The sequence below is a fragment of the Caulobacter sp. SSI4214 genome (assembly GCF_012184455.1).
Classification (GTDB): Bacteria; Pseudomonadota; Alphaproteobacteria; order Caulobacterales; family Caulobacteraceae; genus Caulobacter; species Caulobacter vibrioides_E.
The window spans coordinates 22170-44014 of sequence record NZ_SZWJ01000035.1 but is presented as its reverse complement, the minus strand read 5'-3'; the positions used below and the strand labels follow the sequence as shown (position 1 = coordinate 44014).

The window sequence follows — 21845 nt, the reverse complement described above, 5'->3', positions numbered from 1 at the left end:
CAAATTGCTGCGGACGGCCAGGGCCGAGCCGGAGGGGCCGGGCGAAGCGGCGCTCGGGGGCGTCGCGCCGGCTGGCGGTACGTCGGTCGAACAGGACATCCCGGACGAGGCGCGGGACCTGGTCGCCGCCGAGTAGTCAGAGAGCGGGGCGGCGCGTCCGCCCGCCTGGCGGATGAAGAGGTCAGGGGCGCCCGCCGCATGGCGGCGGGCGCTGCTGGCTGTCAGACCTCCTCGTCGTCGGGCTGGCCGGCTTCGGCGGGCGCCAGATCTGACGGACACCGCCCCGGCGCGGGCGCCGGCGGACATCGAGGCGGGAGGATCGGTTTGGCGCATGGGCGGCAGGGAAATCTTCCCCGTCCGCCATCTACGCTTCCAGGCCGCAGCCGACGCGACCGCGCCGGCGCCGAAGCCCAGGGCCGGTTGCTTCCTGGCGTCGTCGCGGGCGACCACGCGGGCGCGTTCTTGAAGGCGCGCTTGATCAGCTGATGATGGTTGGCGCCATCCCGGGGGGCGGGGTGACGAGACCGATGGCGGGTTGCTTCGCGCCCCGGCTGGTCGGCCTGGCCGACCCGATCTCACGTCCTCTTCCGGCTTTGATCCGACCGAGGCGGGCCCGCCCGCAACCTAGTCGGCGACTGTCTTCCCCTGGACCTTCGTCCATTCCTCGCGAGGCAAGACAGCCGCCGCCCGCGGTCCTTCGCGGTGCTGCGGGGCCGCGTGCCGCGTCCTGCGCGCCGGGCCGATCGCCCCGGTCCATGGATCGCCATCGAGGCCGCGATCGGCGCGGCCAGGCAAACCAGCAGGAGCTTTTCAGATGTCCACCATCGGTCACTTCACCGCCACCCCCGACGGCTACACGGGCGCCATTCGCTCGCTCAAGCTCTCCATCAAGAATGTCCGCCTGCGGGCGGTCGAGTGCGACGACGCCAAGAAGCAGCCGGCCTTCCGGATCAGCGCCGGCACGGTCGAGCTGGGGGCGGCCTGGAAGCGCAAGTCGCGCGCGGGCAACGACTATCTGCTCTTCAAGCTCGACGACCCGAGCTTCCCGGCCCCGGTGTTCGCCCGGTTGCACGCGGCCGAGGAGGGCTTCGATTTGGTCTGGAGCCGTCCGACCAAGCCTGGTCAGCCCGACGACGAGGAGGTCTGACGGCCAGCAGCGCCCGCCGCCATGCGGCGGGCGCCAGATCTTTTCAGGGCTAGGCCATGCTGGCGATCAACGCCTCGCCGCCATCGGCGGCATGCGCCGCCTCCGAGGCGTCCTCCACGACGTCGTCTGGATGAATGGCCCACCGGATCGGGCGCGAGACCGCATCGGGAGCGGTCTCACCCGGGCGCTGCTGCGACCCGGCCAAATGGACGAGGAGCTCGTTCATGCCTTGGCTTACCGCGTAGGCCCAGCGCGGATGGTCAGGGCCCGCGACGCGATGGATGTCTTGGGCCAACTCGAAGTGCAGGATGGTGCGCCCGCCGTCGGGGTCGCGTCGGGCGAAGGCGAACAGGCCATCGCCGCGCACGAAGCGGCCGTCGTGATGGTAGAGGCTCATGAACGCCACGCCGTCGATGATGATGGTGTCGTCCCGCATATCGGCCTCCCTCGTTTCGTGTGAACATAAGCAGAACATTTGTCTCTTGTGGAGTCCGTTCTCGCCACGGCCAGGATTGCCGTCCTCGCCGATTCTACGCCAGAGCCTGCCTCTGCACGCTCGACGGACCGACGGTATTGATAGGGGTAAGGCCTTGCGACAGAACGGTTTTGCGGGATCCGCGAGGACGCTTCCACCCGCCCGCCAAGCGTCCCTTTCGCACCCCGCGCGGCCGATCGCCCCGTCTCCCCCGCGGTGGTCGGCGGCGGCGGTCCAGGACGACGCCGGTTCTCCCCCCGCCGGCTCCTGGACCGCCGTCGAAGGCTTGGCCCGGCGAGCGGCGAGAGCATCTCCATGAACACCATCGGACACTTCCGGCGCGACGGCGACGGCTTCGCCGGACGCCTGACCACCCTGACCCTCGACGCCGACCTGCGCCTGACGCCGAGCGAGAAGTTCTCCAGCAAGGCGCCGGACTATGTCGCCCTCATCGGCGACAAGGAGTGTGGAGCGGCCTGGCGGGTCGCCGACGCCTCTGGAGCCCTGCTCAATCTCAAGCTCGATGATCCCAGCTGGCCCGAACCGATCAATGCCCGCTTGATGGCGGCCGAGGACGGCGTGCTGCCGCTGACCTGGATGCGCAAGGTCGAGCCCCCGACCCAACCGGCCGCGCCGCCGCCTGGGCCAGGCTAGGCCTGATCGTCGGTCTCGTTGTCATCGGGCGGTCGATAGGCCTCGGCGATCGCCCGCTCAAGCCAGTCCTCGGCGCTGTCGGCCCGCTTGCGCAAGTAGAGCCTGATCTCCTCATAGACGCGTCGAAACCCTTCCAGGAGCAGGGCGGGCGGCACGACGTTGAGCTGCTCGCCAACGTCGTCGCGGAACTCCCTGAAGGAGATCCAGAAGGTCGTGGGCAGCTTGTTGTCCATCGATTGACGGGCCAGATCCGGGTCGCGGAAGAGCAAGGCCAGGATGATCGACACCGCGTCGGTGCCTGTCGCCGTCGCGAAGAGTAGGATCTTGTTGAGATCAAGGTCGCCCTTGCCCGCTTCGAAATCCTGATAGGTCCGCACCGCGATACCCATGCCGGCGGCGACCTCCGCCGCTGTCATCCTTCGCTCCTTTCGAAGCATCCTCAGGACCTGGCGAAGCAACTGGGCCTGGCGCGCGAGCGGCGTCGAGGGCGAGCCAAACATGCAACGCTCCGCACTATAAACAACTCTAGATGGCGTAGCAGACTTTACTTCGCTTCGTCGAGCAACCGACGAGGTTGCGAAAGGGCTTGGCGATCCGTGAAAAAGTGGGCGCGTATTGATCCGTCGCCGGATGGATGGCGCTGCCGTTCGACCGGCGGAGATCGCGCGTGACGCACGCGGCGGATCGTGGTTGGTCCCCTGAAACGCCGCGCGCCGCAAGGTCCGCCTGGGATTCGTCCGGGCGCGACGGCGATCGTCGGGGGATCTTTCTCGACGCCAACGATCGCCACGGAGAACACTCCGCTTTCTTCGGGAGCAGGGTGTGGGCCGAGATCGCGATCCCTTCGACAGGACGATAGCGGCGCTGCGCGCGCGACTGGCGCGGGCCGGTCCGCTGCAAGGCGCGGTGCTGCCGATCAATGGCCTGGCGGCCGAACTGGGGGTCAGTCCCACCCCGGTGCGCGAGGCTCTTGCGCGGCTGGCGGGAGAGGGACTGATCGCGCGGACCAGCGCCGGCTATGCCGGCGTCGTCCACGACCCGACCAGCCTGGCCGAGCTCTATCGCCTGGCGCGGGTGTTGGCTCTGGCCCTGGCGGCCGCGACCCCGTCGCCGCCGCCGTGCTCCGGCGATGATCCGATGCGCTGGCTGGAACAGGCCGACGGCGGCCGCGCGCTGGGCCAGGCCTTTCAGCGGGTGCGGGCTCAGTTGGCGGCGTTCGCCGCGGCGGAGGCCAGCGTGTTCACGGACCTGGCCGCGGAACGCGATCGGATGGTCGCGGCTCTGGCCGCAGGGCGAGGCGGCCGGGCGATCGCCCGTTATTTCGACCGACGGGCGGTAGCCAGCGGCAAGATCCTGGCGGCCTCGTTGGGGCTCCTCAGGCCCCCGCGAATATAGATTTGAATATACGACCTGAGGGACGCCTGCTTGTGGGGCCGCAATGGGCGGTAGTTCAACCCCAAGGAGGTCGCCATGACCCGCAACACCACCACCACCTTGATCCGTGTCGGGTCGGCCAAGCGCCTGACCCGCACGTCGACCCAGGGTTCGATCCCCGAGCCGCTGAACCCGGTCGAGCGCTTCGCCTGACCGCGCCGCGCCGCGCGGCGAGACTTCCCGCCGCGTGGCGCGACGACTGTCCATCCAAAAATGCGTCCGGGCGCCGCCTGGCCGCTTATCCAGGAGAGGTTTCATGCCTCGCGCGACCAAAACGCCCGTCCGCCCGTCCTGCCTGCTGCGCCTTGGCGCGGCTTCGCGCCTGACCCGCTCCGGCGGCGGCGGCGCCATCCCCGAGCCGCTGAACCCAATCGAAAAGTACATGTGAACGGGCCAGCCGCCGCGCGGCGCCAGCGTCGCGCGGCGCGACCGGGAGAGATCGATGACATCATACCGCGCCAAGCTCACCACCCCCTCCGCCCGGTCGCGACGGCCCGTCCTGGGCCAAGCCCGGCCCCGCGCGCGGGGCATGCTCGATGGGGCGCCAAAGCCCACGCGTCCGCTCTATCGCTGGATGGTCTAAGATGGAGGCGAGCGGCGCCGACGGGCGGCTCTATCTGGCCAAGGACGTCCATGCCGTCGTGATCGACGAGGATGTGGTCCTACTCGACGCCAGCACGGACATGTACTTCTGCATCACCGATGGCGCGCGCCATCTGGCTTTTACGCCGTCCGGCGATGTGTTGGCGCGCGATCCTTCGGCGCTCGATGACCTGGTCGAGGCCGGGCTTCTCTCGCCCAGGTCGACCGTCCGTCCGTCGCTTCCCCCGCGTCCCACCCGCTCGATGTGGCCGCCACGCGCGACGGCGTCCGTCGGGCCGAGACTCCTGGCGGCGCTGCAGGCCACCTTCAGGGCGAGGCGGGGACTGGCCGACCTTTCGTTTCTGGACCTGATCGGCTCAGGGACGCCTTCAACGCCCATCGCGTCTGTTTCGGACCTGTCGGCCGATCTGGCGGGTTTCGAGCGCCTGCGGCCCTGGCTGCCGATCGATGGCGAGTGCCTGTCGCGCAGCTACCATCTGCGCCTCTTTCTGCGCGCGCGCGGCCATGATCCGCGCTGGGTGTTCGGGGTGAGGGTCTGGCCGTTCATGGCCCACTGCTGGCTGCAAGTCGGCGACATGGCCCTCGACGACGATCTCGAACGGCTGGTGGCCTATCACCCGATCATGGCGGCCTGACATGGGCGACTATCTGGCGATGGCCTGGCCGGCGGAGGCCGCCGCCACCGCCGCCGACCAACGGCTTTGGCTGACGCGCGAGGGCGACTGGACCGTCCGGGTCGAGACCGATCGACTGGCGGCCTTCACCCGCGGACCGCGCGAGCCGGTGGTCCAGCGACTACCAGGGCAGGGCGGTCTCCTGATCGGCGAGGCGTTCGACAGCCAGGCCGCGCGTGAAGGTCACGGCCAGCGCGCCGACCTCGCCGGGTTTGGCGGCGATCCTGAGACCATCGCCCGGAAGCTGGCGGCGCGGGTCTTTGGGGCCTATGTCGCGGTGCTGCCGTCGCCGGCGGCGCCTCTGGGTGTCTTCCGCGATCCGATGGGCGGCCTGGAAGCTGTCCTTTGGTCGAGGGGCGGCGTCGAGATCGTCTCGTCAACGCTCCTGACGCACGGACCTTTGTCGCCCGGCCATCTGGCGATTGACTGGACCGCCCTGGCGCGCCTGCTGCGCCAGAAGAACTTGTCGAGCGCCTTGATCCCGCTGCAGGGCGTACGGCCAGCCTCGCCGGGCGCGCTCGATCAGGGACGCGATCGGATCGACCGGTTCTGGACGCCCGGCGCCTGTGTGCGCGGACCCGCTGCTTCGAGCGATCCCCGGGCGCTCGAGCGCGTGGTCGACGGGGCCGTCGCGGCGCTGGCGTCCGGGCGGAGGGGCGTCCTCGCCGAGGTTTCGGGCGGCTTGGATTCCGCGATCGTGCTGGCCAGTCTCCAGCGCGCCGGCGCGCCCGTGATCGCCGGCCTGAACCATGCCTGGCCCGAGCCCGAGGCGGACGAGCGGGCCTATGCTCGAGCGGCGGCGGACCTGGCCGGTCTTAGGCTGGACTGTGAGATGCGCGGGCTGTTGGTGCTGGACGCCGACAAACTCGACGATGTCGCCGCCGCGCCGCGTCCCAGCTTCAACGCCGCCGATCCGGACCACGACCGGGCCCTGGCGCGGGCCCTTGGCCGCTTCGAGGCTGACGCCCTGGTGACTGGCCAAGGCGGGGACGCGGTGTTCTTCCAGATGGCGACGGCGGGTCTGGCCGCCGAACTGCTTTGCGGCCGCCCGGTGGTCGGCGGCCGCCTGGCGGCGCTCTCCGCCCTGGCGCGGCGCATGCGCCGCTCGGTCTGGGGGCTGATCGCCGAAGCCTGTGCGGCGCGATCGGCGCATGTCGCGCCGATGCCCAGTTCGAGCCTTCTGACGGAGGCCGCCGCTCAGGCTGAAGGCGCGGAGCGACATCCATGGTTGGAAGACGTCGCCGGGGTGAGCCTGGCCAAGCAACTGCAAATCCAGGCGATCACCAATAACCAGGCCGTCTTTGGGGCCAGTGTTCGCGGACGGGGCGCGGCGATCCTGCATCCCTTGCTTAGCCAGCCCGTGGTCGAACATTGCCTGGCCGTGCCGGCGACGATCCTGGCGGCTGGCGACGGCGATCGCGCCCACGCCAGGGCGGCTTTCGCCGCGCGCCTGCCAGCCTCCATCCGCGATCGCCGCTACAAGGGCGACCTTTCGGTGTTCTTCGCGCGGAGCATGGCCGCCAGCCTGGACTTCCTACGACCCTGGCTGATGGATGGCCGGCTGGTCCAGGCGGGCCTGCTCGATCGCCACAAGCTCGACGCCGTCCTGCGGCGTGACCATCTGATCTGGTTCGACCATTCGGGCGAACTGACCGTGGCGGCCATCCTGGAGGCCTGGGCGCGGCATTGGTCGGCGACGATCGAGGCGCGGACCGGTTAGGGCGTCGTCTGCGCCGCGCCGGCGGGCTTGGCGAAAGCTTCGTCCAGGAACGCCAGGATGCGCGCATATTGATCGCGGACGTTGCCCGGAGCGATCATCACATGGGTTTCACCCCGGTAGATGATCAGCTGAGCGTCCTTGTTCTGTCGATAGAGCGCGGCGAACATCTGCTGGGTTTGGCCCAGATCCTTGTCGAGATCGCCATAGATCAACATCACCGGCGCGGTGACCTTGTCGGCCGCGAAGAACGGGCTGTTGCGGATGTAGCGCTCCGGGTCGACCCAGGGCGGGACCATCATCCGTCCCTGACTGGTTTCGGCCCAGGCCGCGGAGGCGGCGATCGGAGAGCCGAGTTCGGGGAAGGCGGCGGCATGCACGCCGGTCTTGCCGTAGAAGCTCGCCAGGTCCGAGGGCCCGGCCGAGGCGACGATGGCGTCGAAGCGCTTGCTCTGGGTGGCCAGCAGCAGGGCGGCGTAGGCGCCGTAGCTATGGCCCCAGACCGCCACCCGCGCGCCATCGACGCCGCCCTGGGCCACCGCCGCGTCGACCGCGGTCTCGACCTGGGCGGCGAAGCCCTCGGCCGGCTCCTTGTCGGTCTGGTAGGGCAGGGCCGGGACCAGCACGGCGTAGCCATGGCCGGCGAGGACTTGGGCGTTGGTCAATAGTCGCGCCAGGCCGGGGCTCTGGTCGGCGAAGCGGGTATTGGCGTTGTCGCCGGGATAGGGGATGACCACCAGCGGCGAGCGCTCGGAGCTGGGGTGGGCTGGAAGGTAGAGCCAGCTGGTTTGCGCCTTCCCATCGGGACTGGCGTGGCGGACGGCGATCCGCCGCGCGGGTTCGACCTTGTCGAGCCACCCATTGAGCGTGACGAGCGCCAGCGGCGGTTGGCCAGGACGAACCAGGGAAAGGCGCTGAACGCCGGCGGCGGAGCGATCCAGCATGATGGCACCGCGCCGCATCGGACTGGCGGCCAGGAGTTCGGCGCCATCGGCGGCCGGCAGGACGATGGTCGGACCGCCAGGCGCGCCCGACGCCAAGCGGATCCGCCCAGCGGTCTTGCTGACCCGCGTCAGATTGGCGAGCGGCCGGGGCGCGTTGACGAGCAGGCGCTCGGACTGGGGAGGATCGGACAGATCGCCGAGGGGGCTATCGCCGTCGAGCCGCGCGGTCTTGCCATCGGCGCTCACCCGCCAGATCGCATCGGCCGCCCTTAAGGTGAGGGTCTCGGCGTCCTTGGCGACGAGAAACCGCGAGGGTTCGGGGAGCTTGGCCGTCAGATTGCGCCAGCCGTTCGCCGTCAGCTGCCGCCAGTCCGCGCGACCCTGCGCTGAACCGAGCGGGCGCGCATAGACCACGGGCGTCTCTCCCAGCCATGTGGCCGACGCCAGTTCGCTGTTGTCGGCGGCCTTGCCGAGCGCGGGCTCCAGGCCGGGCATGGCCAGAGGCGTGGCGCCGCCCTCGGAGATCCGCAGGAAACCGCCCTTGGACCAGCCGACATCGCCCCGCCGGGCATAGACGATCAGCTCGCGTCCCGAGCCCGACCAAGCCATCAGGCGGGCCATGATATCGCAGTCGCCGCACGGCTGGGAGGCCCGCCCGGTGGTCAGATCGACCAGGGTCAGGGTCTGCCGCCGATAGGCCGTGCCGCTGTAGACCGGACCCTCCAGACCAGCCTGGCTCTCCGCGCCCTGGGAGAAGGCCGCCACCCTCCGACCATCCGGCGCCAGTTCCAGATCGACGAAGTCGCCGACCGCCAGGGTCTCGACACGGGGCGCGGCGTCCCAGGTCACGCGCACCAGGCGACCTTGCGGGGTGCGCGGGGTGATGGCCCGATAACGGCCGCTGCCGGCCACGGCCGCCGTCGTCTCTCCGCGGGCTTGGGCGGCCCACTGCTGGGTCAAGCGCGCCTGGGCCTGCCAGCCGATTCCGAAGGCGCGATTGAGATGGTCGCCGGCGCGCACCGCCGCCACCAGCTCGGTCTCGCCGCGCCAGACGATGCTGCGTCCCCAGGAGGGGATTTCCGGGGCTACGCCCAGCCAGCGGATGTCGCCGTCCGCCAGCCGGACGACGCCCAGCTCCCAGTCTCCATCGCGCACCCGCAGGATCACCATGGACCGCCCCGAGGGGGAGAATGGTCCCGCGACGTAGCCCGCGCCGTCGTCGGGTGACAGGCGGCGGGGCGTTGTGGCCCGCGCCAAGTCCACCACCCGCAAGTCGCCGAGGCTGTAGAGCGTCCAGTAGTCGAGGTCGTAGCGCTGGGCCTGGTCCCAACGCCGATAGGTCTGGATCACCGCCCAGCGCTGGGACGGGTCTATGCGCACCGGTCCCAGTTCCTCCAGGGCCAGCAGGTGGTCGACGGTGAAGGGCTCGGCCTGGGCCGGAGCGCCCAGGATCAAGGCGCAGCAAAGCGCCAACGGCGTGAAGCGTCGCATGAAAGGGACTCGCGATGAGAGGGGAAAGGCGCGGGGGCTACCAGCGCTTGCTGAGCTGGACCGCCACGAGCCGCCCGATGGGATCGGCGTTGGCCGGGTCGTAGCCGACGGCCAGCGGGGAGTCGTAGAACGGCGGATCGGTGTCGAGGACGTTCTGCACGGTCACGGACAGAGACAGGTCTTTCCAGGGGCCGCTGGCGGCGTTCGATTGCCAGCGCAACTGCACGTCGCCCGTCGTCCAGCTGGCGATCCGACGGCCCGCGTCGTCATGGCTGTCGCCGACGTGGTTGAGCGCGACGGTGTAGTCTAGGGCGCCGCGGGTCCAGGTCGCCGAGAGCCGAGCCCGCAGGTCGGCGGGGTAGCCGGCCATGCCGGCCAGGGCGACGGACCGCGAGGTGGGCGTGACCTTGCGATCATAGGCCAGCAGCCAGGAGAGATTGCCCTGCACGCTGAAGGGCGCGCCGGCCAGCCGGGTCTGGTAGCCGCCGGTGAGGTCCAGGCCCTGAACCCGGACCTGGCCGGTGTTGACGTTGCGCGCGTCGGCGATCGCGCGATAGGCGGTGACATCGAACAGGCCGGCGAAGAGCGTGGCCGGGTCGTCGAGCAGGGCCTGGACCCGCGCCCGGTCGGCGGCGTTGCTGTTGGGGGAGACGAAGGTCCGGAAGCTGGACAACTCCGGCGTGGACAGCACGGTGAGCAGGTTGTCGATCGCCGGCTGGCCGATCCGGTCCTTGAACCGCGTCTCGAACAGGGTGGCGTTGAGCTTGAGGCCGGGCCAGCGCGCGGGGGTAAGGTCGACGCCCGCTGTCCAGGACGTGGCCGTCTCCGGCTTGAGATCGGGATTGCCGCCGATCAGGATCAGGGTCAGCAGGTTGCCGCCGCCTGGCCCAGGCAGCATGGTCGGCGCGATGACATAGGGATCGTTCAGCTCCGGGAGCGAGGGGGCCCGGAACGAGGTCCCATAGCTGGCCTTGAAGGTCGCCTGCGAGGTCGGGGTCCAGACGACGCCGACCTTGGGATCGCTGCTGGAGCCGACGCCCTCGTAGTGTTCGTAGCGGCCGGCCAGGCTGAGCTCCAGGCGTTGCAGTCCGGGGCGGGCGTTGCCCGGGCCGAAGATCGGTACGTTCAGTTCGGCGAAGACGCTCTCGATATCGCGCGTGACATCGCGGCGGGTGATGGGCGTGGCGGTCGCCGCGCTCAGGAAGCTTTCGCCGCCGGTCTTCAGCGTCTCGCGTCGCAGTTGGCCGCCGAGCGCCATCCGCAGGGGACCGCCCGGGAGGTCCAGCAGCGCGCCGTCGGCCTTGGCGTTGAGCGACATCGTCTCTCCGCGGGTCTTGCGGTGCTCGTAGCCGGAGTCGATGAAATCGAGGATCGACCGCGGGTTGGAGCCGGCCCCCAGATAGGGGTTGAAGAAGCCGTTGGCGGCCGTGCTGAACGCGGTCTTGGGGTCGTCCGCGGTCGCGCCGACCGCCTCGTTGAGATAGGCCGCGTTGACCGCGTTGCTCAGGCGCGTCTCGGCCCGCTCCTGGGCGTAGGCGCCATAGACGTCCATGCGCCAACCGGCCGGCAGCTTGACGTCGCCACCGAGACTGAAGGCCAGGCTCTCGGCCAGACCGTCGGTGATCTTGGGGCCGAGCTCGGAACCGAACGAGTAGGCGATCGCGTCGCTCGCCGCGTTGGTCGGCGAGACGAACCAGGGATTGTTGCGGCTGATATTGATGGTCGCCAGCGAGGCCGAGCCGCGCTCGTGGAACTTGCGCTGGCTGTAGCGCGCGTCGGCCGACAGCGACAGGATCTTGCCGACGTCCTGGCGCCACACGGCGTAGAGGCTGTGACGACGCTGGCGGCCGAGCACGTCGTAATAGGCGCGCTGATTTTCCAAGTTGGTCTGGCCGGCGATGAAGTCGCCGGGCTTCAGCGCCGCGCCCGTCTGGCCGGCCGGGATGGCGAAGGCGGGGATGAGGCTGGCGCTCAGGACGTTGCCGGGACGGCTATAGAACAGCCGTCGGTCGCTGCCGCCGAGGCCCCGCAAGTCGGCGTCGCCGGTGAAGTCGCGATCGCTCCCCCGAAGCGCCGAATGCCCCTGATACTCGTAGGCGATCATTGCGTCGCCCGAGGCCCAGGCGTGGCCGGCCGCCTGGGCGAACTGGTCGCGGCGATAGCCGCCCTGGGTGGCAAGGTCGCTCGAGGCGCGCGTCTCCAGACCCTGGAAGCGGGTGCGCAGCACGATGTTCACGACGCCGCCGACCGCGTCCGAACCATAGAGCGCCGAGGCGCCGTCCAGCAGGACTTCGATCCGTTCGACCGCCACCAGCGGGATCGACGAGACGTCGGCGAAGTCGCCCTTCGACCCGGCGCCCGCCAGCCGGCGGCCGTTGACCAGCACCAGGGTGGCGTCGGCGCCGAGGCCGCGCAGGTTGACGCCGGTGGCTTCGGAAACGTTCGTCCCGGTGGGATCGGCGCCGGTGGTTGACGCGTCCTCGCTGGCGACGCCGCCGAAAGCCTGCGGCAGGGCCGACAGCGCTTCGGCGACGCTGCTATACCCGGCGCGATCGATGTCGGCGCGGTCGATGATCAGCACCGGTGAGGCGCCGTGACCCGCGCCGCGGATGTTGCTGCCGACCACGATCTCCGAGACCACGACCGGCTCGGGATCGGCGATCGCGGCGGCCGTCGTGTTCGGCGAGGCGTGATCCATTGCGAGGCGCGCGCCGGACAGGGCGTCGGGAATGTTCTCGGTGGTCGAGATCGCAACACGGCGCGGGCGCAGGACCAGGACGCCGGGTTTGGCTTCGATGATCTCGATGCCGCTGCCGGTCAGCATCTGTTCGAGCGCTTGGCGCGCGGTGTAGACGCCCCGGATGGGCGGCGCGGTCTTGCCGGCCACCAGCGCGTTCTCGAACAGGATGCGGACCTTGGTCTGCGCCGCCAGCGTCATCAGCGAGCGGTCCAGGGGCCCGGCCTGCACGGTCACGGGCGCCGGCGGCTCGGCGGCTCGGGCCGGCGTCATCGGCGCGACGGCCAACGCCGCGGCCCCGACCAGGGCCAGGATCGACGATCCCCCAAATAGGTTTGCAACGCGTCCCATGAAGCTTCCCCCGGTGACGACGGGCGCTTCGAAGGAAGCGCTGGAACCGTCGTGGTTTTGGGGGTGAGACGCGGGGGGCGGCATCCCTTGGTAGCGACCTCGTGAAAAAATTATGACGTCAGGCGGCGGGCTCGCGGCTGGCGCTCAGCTCAAGCCCGCCGCCGGGACGGACGGTGGTCTTCAGGCCGTAGAGCGTGGTGACCGCGGCGAGGAAGTCGCCGGTGTCGCCGGTCGGGAACACGCCGCTGACCTTGCGGTCCGCCGGGACCCCGGCGCCCAGGACGATCTTGTCGCGCGTATAGCGGTTGATCTCGGTCACGGCGTCGGCCAGCGTCACGTCGTGGAAGGCCAGGCGCCCCGTCGTCCAGGCGGTGGTCGCCGGCACGTCGACGGCGGTGGGGCCCGTGAGTTTGGCGCGAACGCCAAGGTCGAGCGACTGGCCGGGCGTCAGGGTCCAGTCCCGGCCGCCGCTGGCGCGATCGTGGACCGCCACCCTGCCTTCGGCGAGCGTGACGCGCACCTCGCCGGGGTCCCGGCGCACGTCGAACCGGGTGCCGACGGCGCGTACCTCGGTCGAGCCGGCCACGACGATGAACGGTCGGGCGGTGTCGTGCGCCACCTCGAAAAAGGCCTGGCCGCGCAGCAGCTCGACACGGCGGACGCCGCCGGTGAAGCGCACGCGCAGCCGCGTATCGGTGTTGAGTTGGACGCGCGAGCCGTCCTCGAGCCGCGCGCTGACCTGCTCGCCGACGGCCGTGGAATAGGTGGGGGCCGTGACGATCAGCCAGCCGATCAGCGACGCGGCGACGACGCCGGCCAGGCCGAGCGTCGGGCCCCAGGCCTTGGGGCTAAGGCGCAAGACGGCCCGCCGGTCGCGGCGTTCGGGCGGGCGAGCGCGGGCCTCGCGCGCCGCGGCCTGGATCTCGGGATCGTCCGCCAGGCCGCGGACGGCGCGGCTGATGTCTTCGATCCGGTTGTAGGCGGCGAGATTCAGCGGATCGCGGCGCCACTCGGCGAAGGCGGCTAGATCCTCGTTTTCGATGCGGGTCTGGCTGAGGCGCGAGAACCAGTCGGCCGCCTCGCGGTCGACCTGGCGCGCGCCTTGTCGATCTTCGATCATCACGAGCTTCCGCCTTAGTCGCGCATGGCCGCCGCCGTCCGCGCCAGGGCCTGGCGCATCCGGTGGTGGACGGTCGTCACGGGGATGTTCCGCAACGTCGCGATCTCCTGATAGGTCAGACCCTGGATATGGTTCAGGAGAAAAACATCGCGCAACTCCGGCGGTAGGGCCAGCACGATCTGTTTGAGGGTGAGCATCTGGTCCTGGGACGGCGACAGGGGCTCGGACGGCACGGCGGCGGGATCGCCGTTCACCTCGGTCTCCAGGCGCTGGCGGCGCAGTCGGTCGCGCGCCAGATTGTCCGCGATCCGCATCAGGAAAGCCTTCGGGTGACGCACTTCGCCGGCGACGTCGTAGGGCGCGGCGCGCAGATAGGTTTCCTGCGCGACCTCGTCGGCCAGCTCGCGGCCGTAGCGCCGACGGAGCGCGCCGCGCAGCCAGCGGTCGTAACGCCGAAAGAGCGTGTCGAGGGATGCGATGAGGGCCGCGGAGGACGCGGCGGGCGGGGCAGAACCGTCCACGATGATGATCCCAACCTAGGATTGCCCCACAGAATCCTTCATTCTATGTGTCATTAAAAGTCATATTTGGTGCAAATGTGCATTAATGTGTCCTTAGACCGCTTGTGACGCTGCCGGACATTCCTGCTCTCGGAGTCTGGAGTGAGCGGGTTGATGTCGACGTTGCGCCGGCAAGTAGGAGCGATGGTTCGACACCACCGTGAGCGCGCCGGCCTCACGCAGGCCGAACTCGCTGATCGTGTCGGCAAGGCGTTGGAAACGATCGGACGTATCGAGCGCGGGCAAGCTGCTCCCAGCTTCGACACGCTGGAGAGTTTCGCCGAAGTCCTCGAAGTCGATGTCCGTGATTTCTTTGGAGCGGGGGAATTCGCGGCGAAGGCTCGTCGGAATGATCCGCTTCCGCGCGTTCTCGATCGCCTCGCGGGTTTGAGCGATGAAGACATCGAGTGGGCGGACAAGTTGTTCGCCTTGGCGCTTAGCCGGAAATCTTGAGGCTGACGTCTAGCTGCGCTGGAGTGCGCGGGCTTTTGGCCTGAAGCGCGCGGTCGATCGACAAAGGACCGGCGGAAATTCATCCGTAAGGTGACGAACGGCGCCGCAACCGGGGCTGGCAGGGTTAATTCCCATGGTTTCGCTATGGCTTGGCCTGGTGCCTCTGGCGCCATGCCCTCATGGCCGCGCCGCACGCCCGATCGGAACCGGATGGGCCGCCGGGCGGCGGAGGCGAGGGCGGCTGGCCGTCGCTCACGCGGCTGACCGTACCGGGCTTTGCCTGGGAGTTCCTGCGCCGCAATCCCGACTACCGCGCCGAGTTCGCGCGCGACTGGACCTCGGGCGGGGCGGGGGAGGCGCGCCTGGATGACCGCTGGGGCCTGCGGTTTCCGGTTGATCCAGCGCTGCCAGCGCCGCGGGCCGAGGTGTTCTGGCGGGAGGATGTCGCGCCAGGCCTCGTCGTCCCGATGATCGCCGACTTGGCGGGGCAGGGGCGTCCCGCGCGTCCGCCGCCGGCTCTGGGGCGTCCGCGGCGCGGCGAGGACGGGCTGCACATGCGGTTGGCGGCGGGCCTGCAACTGCTGCTTCGCGGCGAGGCTCGAGCGGATGGCCCGCTGCTGGTCGTGCTTGGCTTCGACCAGGACTTCGGCCTTAGGGTGCGCGCCGTAGAGGCCCTGCAGCGCTTGGCGGCGGGGCGGGCGCAGCCACGCTCGCGCCTGACGCGCGCCCAGCGCACGCGCCTGGCCCGCAGCCTGGTGGCCCTCGACGGGTCTCTGCGCCACGACAGCTATCGCGACATCGCCAGGACGGTCTTCGGCGGCGAGGCGCTGGAGCGGGAGGACTGGCGCACCGCCTCGGTCAGGGACGTGACCATCCGCCTGGTGCGGACCGGCAAGGCCCTCATGCGCGGCGGCTATCTCAAGCTTCTCCGGCTAGGTCTCTAGCAGCCGCCCGGGGGTGGCGAAGGGCGCACCCCCGGTCTTCGCCATCCCTGGGGCCGCCGCCGGCTCGCCAGGGTGACCGGGTCACGACGGGGCCACGCCAGGCCGCGCCGGCAGCATCCGGAACACACACATGTCGCAGCCGACATCGGTCATGCCGCCACGGCATCTGACCACGCCTGAAGCCGCGCGCTTTTTGAGCCTCTCGACGCGCACCCTGGAGAAACACCGGACCTACGGGACCGGGCCGACCTACCGCAAGATCGGCGGGCGGGTGATCTACACCCTGGCCGACCTGGAGGCCTGGACGGCGCGGGGCGCGCGCACCTCGACCAGTGAGGTCACCGCCGACGTCGTGCGGCCGGCCAAGCGCCACGCCGCCGTGTCGCCGGCCTACGCGAAGTCGGGCGGCGGCCGATGATCGGCCCCGCCGACACCCAGGTCGAGCTCTTGTGGCTGGAAGGCCAGATCGAGCGGTGGATCCGCTTTGGTCGCGCCTCGGGCGAGCGGCTGATCGATCGTCGCCGCCGCATCGTCGGTTTCGCGCCAGGCGCGGTCTTCGCCTTCGTCCGCTGGCGGTCCGGCGACTACGGCACGGTGGAGTCGCGCATCAGCGTCCTGCGCGCCGTCGCGCCGGGTGCGGCGTTCACCACCGCGCCCTTCGTCGCGCCGGGCGGCGAACTGCTGCTGGATATCGCCGGTTGGGCCAAGGTGCAGATCGTGCTCGGCGCCATCGACGGCGTCGAAGCGCTGGGCGTGCAGGCGGCGGACGCCGCGCCGGACTACTGGCGGCACGTGCACGCCCGCGTCCTGGCGGGATTGGCGCCGCGCGCTTACTCGCGCGCGCGCCATCGCGCCTGGCTCCTGCGTCGGAGGCTGGGCGCATGAACGCCGCCCGTCTGCGCGTGCTGGGCCTGGCGGGTGTCGCGGCCCTGCTGCTGATCGGCCCATGGTTGGCGCGGCCGGCGCCTCGTCTGCTCCTCAATACGACCGCCAGCGCGCCGATCGGCCTTTATGGCGTCGATCAGCGGCCGCCCAGGATTGGCGATCTTGTCGTCTTCCAGCCCCCGCCTTCTCTGGCGAACTGGATGGCTCGGCGCGGCTATCTGCCCGCCAACGTCCCGCTTCTCAAGGTGTTGGCGGCGACCGAAGGACAAAGGGTTTGCGGCCGCGCGGGACGCGTCACGATCGACGGGCGGTTCGTCGCCGTGGCGCGGCGGCAAGACCGTCTGGGACGCCCGCTTCGGCCGTACGAAGGCTGCCGTCGCCTCGCGGCTGGCGAGATCTTCCTGCTGAACGCCGACGCCCCCGCCAGCCTGGACGGTCGTTACTTCGGACCGGTGTCCATCGCGCGCGTGATCGGACGCGCCACGCCGCTCTGGACGGCAACGGAGCGCTGAGATGGTCCCGCCCGTCACGCAACATCGCCTTTCCTTGTTCGGTCGGTCTGCCGCGCCTTTCCTCGTCCCGGCCAAGACCGCGTCGGCGTCCGCGCGGAGCGGTCGTCCAGGGCGGCCGTCCGGCCGGCGCGATCTTCGCGCTTCCCTTGACGATCGCGAGCCCGGGCGCACGCTCCGGATTTGCCGGGCGCCGACAGAGGCGCCGCGCGCGCAGCGCGCGTCCGTGACGCGTCTTCTTCTCCTTCGGCTGACGGCGGTCAGCATCGCGGCCGCCGCCAGTCCGGCCTGGTGCAGGCCTGCGGACAGCGGCGGGGTCGAGGCGGCGATCGAGGAGGCGGCGCGGCGCTTTGGTCTCCCGCCAGCCCTGATCCGGGCGGTGGTCCGGGCCGAGAGCGACGGGCGTCTGGACGCGGTGTCGCCCAAGGGGGCCATGGGCCTGATGCAGCTGATGCCCGCCACCTGGGGGCAGATGCGCGCCGAACTGAGCCTGGGCGATGATCCCTTCGCGCCACGCGACAACGTGCTGGCGGGCGCGGCCTATCTGCGGCGTCTGCGCGACGCCTATGGGGCCGGCGGCTTTCTGGCGGCCTACAACGCGGGGCCGGGGCGCTACGAGCGCTATCTGGCGGGAACCGCGCGGTTGCCGGCGGAGACGGCGCGCTACGTCGCGCGCGTCTCGGGCGAGGTCGCGGGGATCGGCGGGACCGGTCGTCATACCCCGTCCGCCTGGCGGTGGTCGCCGCTGTTTCCGGGCCAGGCGCCCGATGAGGCGATGGCGGACGTGTCGACGTCGCGGGCGCCTTCTGTGTTCGTTGTTCGGCGAGCGGAGCCGCGGCGATGAATCGCCAGGAGTGGGGCGGGGATGCCGGAACGTCGGGCAGGGGACGACGGCAAGATAAAAGGACAGGGACCTTTCAGGCCCATGTCATTGGTGGTGCTGGAGAATTTCCGGGACCTCGCGGAGCGGGCGGGTCCCGCGCCGGACGAAATACGCAGCGGCGACAACGACTTGACCGGGACCTTTCGCGCTGGAGGGGCCTTTGAGCGGCGAGGACGACTTTCGGCCCCGGCTTGGCCGCATCGGCGACCGTGGCGGCAAGGAGCGTGGCTTCGTCGGCGAGGTGCTGCGCGCGGCGCGCCGGTCGGGCCAGGGCGCGCTGGATCTTGGCGGTCGAAGCGGGCGGGGGCGTTTGGGGCGAGGGCGCGCCGCCTTGATGGGCGGCCCATCGAGCGGGCGCAAGGTCGTCATCAAGGCCCGCATCGTCCAGCATCGCGGGGCGCGCTATCGCGCCGCGCCGTTGGCGACACACCTTCGCTACCTGCGGCGCGAGGGGGTCTCTCGTGACGGCGCGCTCGGCGAGATGTTCGACCGCGACGGAGCCGCCGACCCGGACGCCTTCGCTGGCCGCTGCGAGGATGACCGCCACCACTTCCGCTTCATCGTCTCGCCGGAGGACGCGGGCCAGCTCGCCGACGTGCGGGCCACGACCCGGGATCTGATGGCCCAGGCCGAGCGCGACCTCGGAACGCGCCTGGACTGGGTGGCGGTCGACCACTGGAACACCGACAACCCCCACGTCCACGTCCTGGTGCGCGGCGCCGCCGACGACGGGGGCGATCTGGTCATCGACCGCGATTACATCGCCCGTGGCCTGCGGGCGCGGGCCGAGCAGCTGGTGTCCTTGGAACTGGGGCCCCGCAGCCAGAAGGAGATCGAGGCTGGTCTGGACCGAGAGGTCGCCGCCCATCGTTGGACCAGCCTGGACCGCGCCCTACGCGAGCGGGCGGAGGGACCCGACGGGCATGTCGATCTGCGCGGCCAAGGCCATCACCAGAACCATCACAGGCGTCTGGTGGGGCGCGCTCAAGTGCTTGAGCGTCTGGGGCTGGTCCAGGCGGATGGGCCGGGGCGGTGGACGCTGGCGCCCGATCTCGAAGCCAGGTTGCGCGCCCTGGCCGAAAGAGGTGACATCATCAAGACCCTGCACCGGGTCATGGGGCCCGGCCGCGACCCGACCGCCATCGCCCTAGACGGCGGTGCGCCGGCCTGGCCGGTGTTCGGGCGTCTGGTCGAGCGCGGGCTGCACGACGAGTTGAACGGCCAGGCCTACGCGATCGTCGACGGCGTCGACGGTCGGCTGCATCACGTCCGGTTCCAGGACTTGGCCGAGACCGGCGACACCCCGATCGGTGGGCTCGTCGAAGTGCGGACCCGTCTGGTCGAAGGCGCCAGGCCGAGGGCCGAACTCGTGCACCGGTCGGACCTTGGCCTCGATGCTCAGGTCGGCGCCCAGGGCGCGACCTGGCTCGATCGGCAGATGGTCGCCCGCGAGCCACAGGATCTCGCCGCCTCGGGCTTCGGGCAGGAGGTCCGCGTGGCCCTGGGCAAGCGCCGGGCCAGACTCGAAGCGATGGGGCTGGCGCGCATGGGGGCCGGCCGCACGGTGCTCTCCAAGGACCTTATCGCCACGCTGCGGGCGCGCGAGCTGGCGCGCGTCTCCGACAACCTCAGGGCCGAAACGGGGGCGGCGCGGATCGAGGGCGGGACCGGCGATCGGGTCGAGGGCGTTTATCGCCGCCGTCTGGACCTGGTTTCGGGGCGCTTTGCCATGATCGAGGACGGCTTGGGCTTCCAGCTGGTCCCGTGGACCCGGGGGCTGGACCAGCATCTCGGCCAGCCGGTGCGCGGCGTGCTGACGCCGGGCGGCGGCGTCGACTGGACCTTGGGACGCAAGCGGGGGCTGGGACGATGAGGAGCCCGACCCAATCATGAGCGGCACGAAGATCCTTTGGGGTCAGATTCTGGTCGTCGGCCTGCTAGCCCTGGCCGGCGTCTGGGCCGCGACCCAGTGGACGGCCTGGCAGCTGGCCTATCAGGCGCGCCTGGGGCCACCATGGTTCTGGCTCGGCGACTGGCCGATCTATCCGCCGCCGGCGTTCTTCGTCTGGTGGTTCGTCTACGACGCCTATGCGCCGTCGGTGTTCGTCCGCGGCGCGTTCATCGCCGCTGGCGGGGCCCTGGTCGCTTTCGCCGTGGCCATCGCTCTGTCGGTCTGGCGCGCCCGGGAGGCGCGCAGGGTGACGACCTACGGCTCGGCGCGCTGGGCCGAGGAGGCGGAGGTCCGCGCCGCCGGCCTGCTCGGCGACGGCGGCGTCGTGCTGGGCCGGTTCGGTCAGCATTATCTCCGGCACGACGGTCCCGAGCACGTCCTGTGCTTTGCGCCGACCCGCTCAGGCAAGGGTGTCGGTCTGGTTGTGCCGACCTTGCTGACTTGGCCGGGCTCGGCGGTGATCCACGATATCAAAGGGGAGAACTGGCAGTTGACGGCCGCCTGCCGGGCCAGGATCGGCCATGCCCTGCGGTTCGATCCAACCGACCCGACCAGCAGCGCCTACAACCCACTGCTGGAAGTGCGGCGCGGCCCGACCGAGGTGCGCGACGTGCAGAACATCGCCGACATCCTGGTTGACCCGGAGGGGGCGCTGGAGCGGCGGAACCACTGGGAGAAGACCAGCCACAGCCTGCTGGTCGGGGTGATCCTCCACGTTCTTTATGCCGAGCCGGACAAGACCCTGGCCGGTGTCGCCAACTTCCTGGCCGATCCGAAACGGTCGATCGAGGCCACCCTGCAGGCGATGATGCGCACCCGTCATCTGGGCGACGCGGTCCACCCGGTCGTGGCCAGCGCGGCGCGGGAGCTGCTGAACAAGTCGGACAACGAGCGCTCAGGGGTGCTGTCCACCGCGATGAGTTTCCTGGGTCTTTATCGCGATCCCGTCGTCTCGGCCGTGACCGCCCGCTGTGACTGGCGTATCGCCGACCTGGTGGACGCCGACCGGCCGGTCAGCCTCTATCTGGTGGTGCCGCCTTCGGACATCAGCCGCACCAAGCCCCTGATCCGACTGATCCTCAACCAGATCGGCCGGCGGCTGACCGAGGGCCTGGAAGCGGCGCATTCACGGCGCAGGCTGCTGCTGATGCTGGACGAGTTTCCGGCGCTCGGACGCCTGGACTTCTTCGAGCAGGCCTTGGCCTTCATGGCGGGATACCGCGTCCGGGCCTTTCTGATCGCGCAGAGTCTGAACCAGATCGAACGCGCCTACGGACCCAACAATTCCATCCTTGACAACTGCCACGTCCGCGTCGCCTTCGCGACCAACGACGAGCGGACGGCGCGCCGGATCAGCGACAGTCTGGGGACCGCCACCGAGATGCGGGCGATGAAGAACTATGCCGGGCATCGGCTGTCGCCGTGGCTCGGCCACCTGATGGTCAGCCGTCAGGAGACGGCGCGGCCGCTGCTCACGCCCGGCGAGGTCATGCAGCTACCGCAGAACGAGGCCCTGGTCCTGGTCTCGGGCGCGCCGCCGATCCGGGGCCTCAAGGTGCGATACTTCCTGGACCACGCGCTGGTCGGCCGGGTCGGACCTCCGCCCAAGGTAAGCAGGTTGCCGGACCGGACGGAGGCGGGTGGTTGGACGACCGTGCTGGCGGTGAGCGCCGACGGCGGACCGCGCGCCGGTCAGGCGGATGACGGCGGTCACCAGATCGCGCCGGAGCTGAACCTGGAGCCCCAGCGCCCGGCGACGCCTCCGGAGCCGTTGATCGGGGGCGATATGGTCGAGGACGAGGACATCCTGCAGGCCGCCGATCTTCAGCGGCGATTTCGGGCGGCGGCCCGGCGGGCCTCGCTGGATCCCGACGACGGGATCGCGCTGTGACGGCGGGCGCGAAGGTCCAGGCCAAGGTGTTCCTGCCCGGCGATCTCGTGCGTGAGCTCGACGAGGCCGCGCGGCGGCTGCGGCGGTCGAAATCGGAAATCGTGCGGGCGGCGGTGGCGTCCTATCTGTCAGCCGATGGCGCCGAGGCCGGGGAGGCGGCGGTCACGCGGCGGCTGGACCGGATGAGCCGTCAGATCGAGCGGCTGGAGCGGGATCTGACAATCGCCAACGAGGCGGTGGCGCTGTTCGTGCGGACCTGGCTCAGGAACTCGCCGGCTTTGGCTACCGAAGACCAGGCTTCAGGTGACCTTGGGCGGGAACGCTATGCCCGGTTCCTGGAGGTGCTGGCGCGCAGATTGGCGAGCGGTAAGCTTCTACGAGAGGAGGTCGGTAGCGATCTATCGAATGGCGGGGTTTGACTC

General features: G+C 70.3%; 21 protein-coding genes. 15 read left to right on the top strand and 6 right to left on the bottom strand.

Annotation, left to right across the window (positions count from 1 at the left end; all coding sequences use genetic code 11):
- Positions 1 to 814: 814 nt before the first annotated feature.
- Positions 815 to 1147, top strand: coding sequence for a DUF736 domain-containing protein (locus FCU40_RS12225; RefSeq protein WP_168075253.1), 333 nt, complete (start codon positions 815 to 817; stop codon positions 1145 to 1147).
- 49 nt (positions 1148 to 1196) lie between these two features.
- Here the strand turns inward: FCU40_RS12225 and FCU40_RS12220 are convergent, their stop codons facing one another.
- Positions 1197 to 1583, bottom strand: a complete 387-nt coding sequence (locus tag FCU40_RS12220; RefSeq protein WP_168075251.1) for a hypothetical protein — start codon at positions 1581 to 1583, stop codon at positions 1197 to 1199.
- A gap of 354 nt (positions 1584 to 1937) precedes the next feature.
- Between FCU40_RS12220 and FCU40_RS12215 the strand changes: the two genes are divergently transcribed.
- Positions 1938 to 2276 carry a DUF736 domain-containing protein gene (locus tag FCU40_RS12215; protein WP_168075249.1) on the top strand — a complete coding sequence of 113 codons (339 nt, stop codon included), beginning with the start codon at positions 1938 to 1940 and terminating at the stop codon, positions 2274 to 2276.
- Here the strand turns inward: FCU40_RS12215 and FCU40_RS12210 are convergent.
- Positions 2273 to 2713 carry a helix-turn-helix transcriptional regulator gene (locus tag FCU40_RS12210; protein WP_275052052.1) on the bottom strand — a complete coding sequence of 147 codons (441 nt, stop codon included), beginning with the start codon at positions 2711 to 2713 and terminating at the stop codon, positions 2273 to 2275. The two genes, FCU40_RS12215 and FCU40_RS12210, sit on opposite strands and share 4 nt — an antisense overlap.
- A gap of 385 nt (positions 2714 to 3098) precedes the next feature.
- On the opposite strand from FCU40_RS12210, the gene FCU40_RS12205 reads away from it, so the two are divergent.
- The 4 genes from FCU40_RS12205 (at position 3099) to FCU40_RS12195 (ending at position 6707) form a co-directional block, all read left to right on the top strand.
- Entirely contained in the window at positions 3099 to 3671 is a 573-nt protein-coding gene (locus tag FCU40_RS12205) for a GntR family transcriptional regulator (protein ID WP_168075245.1), read from the top strand.
- 295 nt (positions 3672 to 3966) lie between these two features.
- Entirely contained in the window at positions 3967 to 4098 is a 132-nt protein-coding gene (locus FCU40_RS23535) for a hypothetical protein (RefSeq protein WP_275052051.1), read from the top strand.
- Between the two features lie 196 nt (positions 4099 to 4294).
- Positions 4295 to 4948, top strand: coding sequence for a lasso peptide biosynthesis B2 protein (locus FCU40_RS12200; RefSeq protein ID WP_168075243.1), 654 nt, complete (start codon positions 4295 to 4297; stop codon positions 4946 to 4948).
- Position 4949: 1 nt separating this feature from the next.
- Positions 4950 to 6707, top strand: coding sequence for an asparagine synthase-related protein (locus FCU40_RS12195; protein ID WP_168075241.1), 1758 nt, complete (start codon positions 4950 to 4952; stop codon positions 6705 to 6707).
- Here the strand turns inward: FCU40_RS12195 and FCU40_RS12190 are convergent.
- The 4 genes from FCU40_RS12190 to FCU40_RS12175 all read right to left on the bottom strand — a co-directional run bounded on the left by FCU40_RS12190 (position 6704) and on the right by FCU40_RS12175 (position 13868).
- A complete protein-coding gene (locus FCU40_RS12190; protein ID WP_168075239.1) occupies positions 6704 to 9139 on the bottom strand; it encodes a prolyl oligopeptidase family serine peptidase in 2436 nt (811 codons plus the stop codon). The two genes, FCU40_RS12195 and FCU40_RS12190, sit on opposite strands and share 4 nt — an antisense overlap.
- A gap of 37 nt (positions 9140 to 9176) precedes the next feature.
- The gene (locus FCU40_RS12185) at positions 9177 to 12227 is read right to left on the bottom strand and encodes a TonB-dependent receptor (protein WP_168075237.1); all 3051 of its coding nucleotides are present in this window, start codon (positions 12225 to 12227) and stop codon (positions 9177 to 9179) included.
- Positions 12228 to 12345: 118 nt separating this feature from the next.
- Entirely contained in the window at positions 12346 to 13347 is a 1002-nt protein-coding gene (locus tag FCU40_RS12180) for a FecR family protein (RefSeq protein WP_168075235.1), read from the bottom strand.
- A gap of 14 nt (positions 13348 to 13361) precedes the next feature.
- Positions 13362 to 13868, bottom strand: a complete 507-nt coding sequence (locus FCU40_RS12175; RefSeq protein ID WP_168075233.1) for an RNA polymerase sigma factor — start codon at positions 13866 to 13868, stop codon at positions 13362 to 13364.
- Positions 13869 to 14021: 153 nt separating this feature from the next.
- Between FCU40_RS12175 and FCU40_RS12170 the strand changes: the two genes are divergently transcribed.
- The 9 genes from FCU40_RS12170 to FCU40_RS12130 all read left to right on the top strand — a co-directional run bounded on the left by FCU40_RS12170 (position 14022) and on the right by FCU40_RS12130 (position 21842).
- Positions 14022 to 14360: a helix-turn-helix transcriptional regulator gene (locus FCU40_RS12170; RefSeq protein ID WP_168075231.1), complete on the top strand. Its 339-nt coding sequence runs from the start codon at positions 14022 to 14024 to the stop codon at positions 14358 to 14360.
- A gap of 179 nt (positions 14361 to 14539) precedes the next feature.
- Positions 14540 to 15304 (top strand): DUF2285 domain-containing protein, encoded by a 765-nt coding sequence (locus tag FCU40_RS23345; protein ID WP_241693601.1) that lies wholly within the window; start codon positions 14540 to 14542, stop codon positions 15302 to 15304.
- A gap of 130 nt (positions 15305 to 15434) precedes the next feature.
- Positions 15435 to 15722, top strand: a complete 288-nt coding sequence (locus FCU40_RS12160; protein WP_168075229.1) for a helix-turn-helix domain-containing protein — start codon at positions 15435 to 15437, stop codon at positions 15720 to 15722.
- Positions 15719 to 16189, top strand: coding sequence for a DUF2840 domain-containing protein (locus tag FCU40_RS12155; RefSeq protein ID WP_168075227.1), 471 nt, complete (start codon positions 15719 to 15721; stop codon positions 16187 to 16189). Before FCU40_RS12160 ends, FCU40_RS12155 begins: the two co-directional genes overlap by 4 nt.
- On the top strand, positions 16186 to 16701 hold the full coding sequence (locus tag FCU40_RS12150) for a S26 family signal peptidase (RefSeq protein ID WP_168075225.1): 516 nt from the start codon (positions 16186 to 16188) through the stop codon (positions 16699 to 16701). The genes FCU40_RS12155 and FCU40_RS12150 overlap by 4 nt, the downstream gene beginning before the upstream one ends.
- Before the next feature lie 223 nt (positions 16702 to 16924).
- A complete protein-coding gene (locus FCU40_RS12145) occupies positions 16925 to 17542 on the top strand; it encodes a lytic transglycosylase domain-containing protein (RefSeq protein WP_206677338.1) in 618 nt (205 codons plus the stop codon).
- Between the two features lie 199 nt (positions 17543 to 17741).
- On the top strand, positions 17742 to 19454 hold the full coding sequence (locus tag FCU40_RS12140) for a DUF3363 domain-containing protein (protein WP_168075221.1): 1713 nt from the start codon (positions 17742 to 17744) through the stop codon (positions 19452 to 19454).
- 16 nt (positions 19455 to 19470) lie between these two features.
- Positions 19471 to 21423: a conjugal transfer protein TraG gene (locus tag FCU40_RS12135; RefSeq protein ID WP_168075219.1), complete on the top strand. Its 1953-nt coding sequence runs from the start codon at positions 19471 to 19473 to the stop codon at positions 21421 to 21423.
- On the top strand, positions 21420 to 21842 hold the full coding sequence (locus tag FCU40_RS12130; RefSeq protein WP_168075217.1) for a ribbon-helix-helix protein, CopG family: 423 nt from the start codon (positions 21420 to 21422) through the stop codon (positions 21840 to 21842). The genes FCU40_RS12135 and FCU40_RS12130 overlap by 4 nt, the downstream gene beginning before the upstream one ends.
- The last annotated feature ends 3 nt before the right edge of the window (positions 21843 to 21845 follow it).

Excerpts from the sequence above, each read along its gene's own strand:
- FCU40_RS12225 (WP_168075253.1), top strand. The coding sequence starts at position 815 with ATGTCCACCATCGGTCACTTCACCGCCACCCCCGACGGCTACACGGGC.
- FCU40_RS12220 (WP_168075251.1), bottom strand. The coding sequence starts at position 1,583 with ATGCGGGACGACACCATCATCATCGACGGCGTGGCGTTCATGAGCCTC.
- FCU40_RS12215 (WP_168075249.1), top strand. The coding sequence starts at position 1,938 with ATGAACACCATCGGACACTTCCGGCGCGACGGCGACGGCTTCGCCGGA.
- FCU40_RS12210 (WP_275052052.1), bottom strand. The coding sequence starts at position 2,713 with ATGCTTCGAAAGGAGCGAAGGATGACAGCGGCGGAGGTCGCCGCCGGC.
- FCU40_RS23535 (WP_275052051.1), top strand. The coding sequence starts at position 3,967 with ATGCCTCGCGCGACCAAAACGCCCGTCCGCCCGTCCTGCCTGCTGCGC.
- FCU40_RS12200 (WP_168075243.1), top strand. The coding sequence starts at position 4,295 with ATGGAGGCGAGCGGCGCCGACGGGCGGCTCTATCTGGCCAAGGACGTC.
- FCU40_RS12195 (WP_168075241.1), top strand. The coding sequence starts at position 4,950 with ATGGGCGACTATCTGGCGATGGCCTGGCCGGCGGAGGCCGCCGCCACC.
- FCU40_RS12190 (WP_168075239.1), bottom strand. The coding sequence starts at position 9,139 with ATGCGACGCTTCACGCCGTTGGCGCTTTGCTGCGCCTTGATCCTGGGC.
- FCU40_RS12185 (WP_168075237.1), bottom strand. The coding sequence starts at position 12,227 with ATGGGACGCGTTGCAAACCTATTTGGGGGATCGTCGATCCTGGCCCTG.
- FCU40_RS12180 (WP_168075235.1), bottom strand. The coding sequence starts at position 13,347 with ATGATCGAAGATCGACAAGGCGCGCGCCAGGTCGACCGCGAGGCGGCC.
- FCU40_RS12170 (WP_168075231.1), top strand. The coding sequence starts at position 14,022 with ATGTCGACGTTGCGCCGGCAAGTAGGAGCGATGGTTCGACACCACCGT.
- FCU40_RS23345 (WP_241693601.1), top strand. The coding sequence starts at position 14,540 with ATGGCCGCGCCGCACGCCCGATCGGAACCGGATGGGCCGCCGGGCGGC.
- FCU40_RS12160 (WP_168075229.1), top strand. The coding sequence starts at position 15,435 with ATGTCGCAGCCGACATCGGTCATGCCGCCACGGCATCTGACCACGCCT.
- FCU40_RS12155 (WP_168075227.1), top strand. The coding sequence starts at position 15,719 with ATGATCGGCCCCGCCGACACCCAGGTCGAGCTCTTGTGGCTGGAAGGC.
- FCU40_RS12150 (WP_168075225.1), top strand. The coding sequence starts at position 16,186 with ATGAACGCCGCCCGTCTGCGCGTGCTGGGCCTGGCGGGTGTCGCGGCC.
- FCU40_RS12135 (WP_168075219.1), top strand. The coding sequence starts at position 19,471 with ATGAGCGGCACGAAGATCCTTTGGGGTCAGATTCTGGTCGTCGGCCTG.